Annotated in this window: 2 protein-coding genes and 1 pseudogene; 1 reads left to right on the top strand and 2 read right to left on the bottom strand. The window is 71.7% G+C overall.

What is annotated here, in order from left to right:
* Together VFZ20_RS27495 and VFZ20_RS27490 are read right to left on the bottom strand one after the other, a co-directional pair.
* A pseudogene (locus VFZ20_RS27495) lies at window positions 1-538 on the bottom strand (hypothetical protein); the annotation flags it as partial.
* Window positions 535-1,197 carry a glycogen-binding domain-containing protein gene (locus VFZ20_RS27490; protein ID WP_329687163.1) on the bottom strand — a complete coding sequence of 221 codons (663 nt, stop codon included), beginning with the start codon at window positions 1,195-1,197 and terminating at the stop codon, window positions 535-537. The pseudogene VFZ20_RS27495 and the gene VFZ20_RS27490, both read right to left, overlap by 4 nt.
* 213 nt (window positions 1,198-1,410) lie before the next feature.
* Here VFZ20_RS27490 and murB point away from each other — a divergent pair, with 213 nt between their 5' ends.
* Window positions 1,411-2,367, top strand: a complete 957-nt coding sequence (gene murB, locus VFZ20_RS27485) for a UDP-N-acetylmuramate dehydrogenase (protein WP_329687162.1) — start codon at window positions 1,411-1,413, stop codon at window positions 2,365-2,367.
* Window positions 2,368-2,877 lie beyond the last annotated feature (510 nt).

Below are 2,877 nucleotides of genomic sequence, written 5' to 3'. Positions count from 1 at the left end.
CCACGCGCGCCTCGCCGCCCACCGTCACCCCCTCCACGGGGGAGAGGGAGAGCTGCGCGGCGGAGTCGTGGAAGCCGCGACGGTCCGTGCTGTCGCCCAGCACGTCGATGGCGCCGCTGAACCCGGTGCTGACCTCAGCCGAGACCATGCCCCGCCGCCACGCCAGGGTGGGCAGCAGCTGCACGGTGCCGCCGGAGCCGGACGGGTTGGGGCCGGACGCGCCGTAGACGTAGCCGTGGGCGGCCGTGCTCACGCCCAGCTGGAACTCGCCGCGGCGAATGCCCAGCCAGGCGCCCGCGCCGCCGGCGCCCCAGCCGGGGCCGTCTCCCTCGAGCGGCGCGCCGCCGGAGACGTAGCCCCACGGACCGGCGGGGTGCTCGTAGGCCAGGCCCAGCGACGCGGAGGTGGTGAGCACGCGGGCGCTCACGGGGTCGTGCATGGCGCGGCCGGCGGCGGCCTCCACGGTCCACTGCGCGGCCGCGGCGGCCGGCGCCAGCAGCAGGGCGGCGCAGGCCACGGCAAAACGACGGGCGGTCACGCCTGGGCGCTCAGGGCGGGAAGGGAAATCCGGCTGTTGGTGCCGCCGAAGCTGTCGTCCACCTGCTGCGGGGCGTTGGGGTCGGGGATCCAGCGGGTGCCGTCCACCACGAACACGTAGTCGTGCACGCCGGGCTTGAGGGGCACCAGCGCCGTCCACACCCCGGGCTCCTTCTCTTCCAGCGTCAGCGTGGGCTGCCAGCCGGTAAAAGTGCCGGCCAGCGACACCTGCCGCGCGTTGCCCGCCTCCAGGCGAAACTGCACGTACACCACGGGGGCACCCGTCGCGCCCGGCGCCGGCGCCTGCACCACCACGGGCACGGTCGTCGTCCCGCGGTCGTCCACCTGATCGAGCGCCAGGGCGGCGACGGCCACGGCCATGCAGCCGCCCGCCAGCGCGAACGCGGGGCGAACGGTGAGCCGCACGGGACGCGGGTTCCACAGCCAGTCCAGGGCCGCGCGCCACGCGGGCCGGGGCGCGGGCGCCTGCTTGGGGAGGGCGGCCATCACGCGCGCGGCAAGGTCCGGCGCGGGCATGGCGCGCAGGTGCGCCGCGGCCGCGTCCAGGGTGCGCGCCAGCTCGCTTGCCCGGGCGCGCTCGCCGGGCGAAAGCGGCGCGCCATCGTCGCCGTCCAGGTGCTGATGAATGGGGCCGGTCATGGAACCATCACTTCCGCAGTCGCCGCCGTGCATTCCGCGGCCGCCGCAAGGACGACGCGGCCTGCCCATCGGTCACACGTGCACGCGTGCGTGAGAAAGACACCACGGCTCATACAACCGTTTGCGCCCGGGGGTCCGTGGCGGGCACCCGCCTTGCAAACCCCGCCGCGGCGCGCAAACGTGTCGCGCACTCTCCTTCAACCTCGCGATCGGATGCCTGCGACGAAAGGGCTGGACCTTCCCGTGGACGCCCTGGCCGCCCGCCTGGGCGACGGCCGGCTGGAGCGCGACGCGCCCCTGGCCCCGCACACCACCTTCAAGATCGGCGGGCCGGCGGACCTGCTGTACCGGGCCCTCACGCAGGACGAGCTGGCGGAGGCCGTGCGCGCCGCCCGCGAGCTGGACGTCCCGTTCTTTCTGCTGGGGCTGGGCGCCAACGTCCTCGTAAGCGACCGGGGCTTTCGCGGGCTTGTGATCAAGAACGAGGTGGAGACGCTCGACTGGCTGGACGACACGCGGGTGCGCGCCGGGTCGGGGATGAAGATCTACCACGACCTCATCCAGATCACCGTCGCGAAAGGCCTGGGCGGGCTGCAGCACTACGTGGGCATCCCCAGCACGGTGGGCGGCGCCGTGTGGCAGAACCTGCACTTCCTGTCGCCGCCGCCGGAGCGCGAGCGCACCATGTTCATCGCCGAGGTGGTGGAAGGCGCCACCATCCTCACGGAAGAGGGCGAGGTTCGCGAGGTAGACCTGGACTACTTCCAGTTCGGCTACGACTACAGCATCCTGCACGACCGCAAGGACGTGGTGCTGGACGTGACGTTCCGGCTGGAGCCCACGCCGCGCGAGACGATGCGCGACACCATCCGCGAGAACCTGCAGTGGCGCGACGACCGCCACCCGGACCTGTGGCTGTACCCCAGCGCGGGCTCCATCTTTCAGAAGCTGGAAGGCATTGGCGCGGGGCGGCTGATCGACCAGTGCGGGCTCAAGGGCAAGGTGCTGGGCAACGCGCAGATCTTTCACAAGCACGCCAACATCATCGTCAACCTGGGCGGTGCCACCTCGGCCGACGTTCGCGCGCTCATCGACCTCGCGCAGACGACGGTGAAGAAGGAGCTGGGCCACGAGCTCAAGACCGAGATCGGGATGATCGGCGAGTTCTGAACGCGGAGCGTGATGGACGGCATCACGAGCCCGGTCGGATCCGAGCGTGGATGCCGTCATCCAGCCTGAGCGGGTAAACCCGCCGCTGGGACCGCGGAAAGCCTCACAAACGGCGTGAGGCTTCAACCACGCGGCGGTGGATTCCCAGCACGGATGCCGTCATCCAGCCTGAGCGGGTAAACCCGACGCTGGGACCGCCATAAGCCCCGTCTCGGCTCGCTGACGCTCACCGAACGAGGCTTCAACTGCTGGAACTACGCTTCGGTGCACCGGGACGGCCTTTGCTGGGGCAGTCCGCGAAGGCGGACTTCGTGCATTTCCAGCGGCGAATTCATTCGCTCCTGGATGACACGGGGCCCGCCTTTACCCGTCTTCAGCTGCGCGCGCCCACGGTCCCGGGCTCGACCGGAGCGTGCGGTCCCGGCGCGGCGTCAGGTCCGTGCACGGGACGGGACATCCTTCGGTCGCGCCCTGGTGTGGTGCACGGGTGAGTCCGCGCGGCGCTCCCTC

Source organism: Longimicrobium sp. (genome assembly GCF_036280135.1).
In the GTDB taxonomy this organism is placed as follows: Bacteria; Gemmatimonadota; Gemmatimonadetes; order Longimicrobiales; family Longimicrobiaceae; genus Longimicrobium.
Note: the sequence above shows the minus strand (reverse complement) of the source record. Positions and strands in the feature narration are given on the sequence as shown.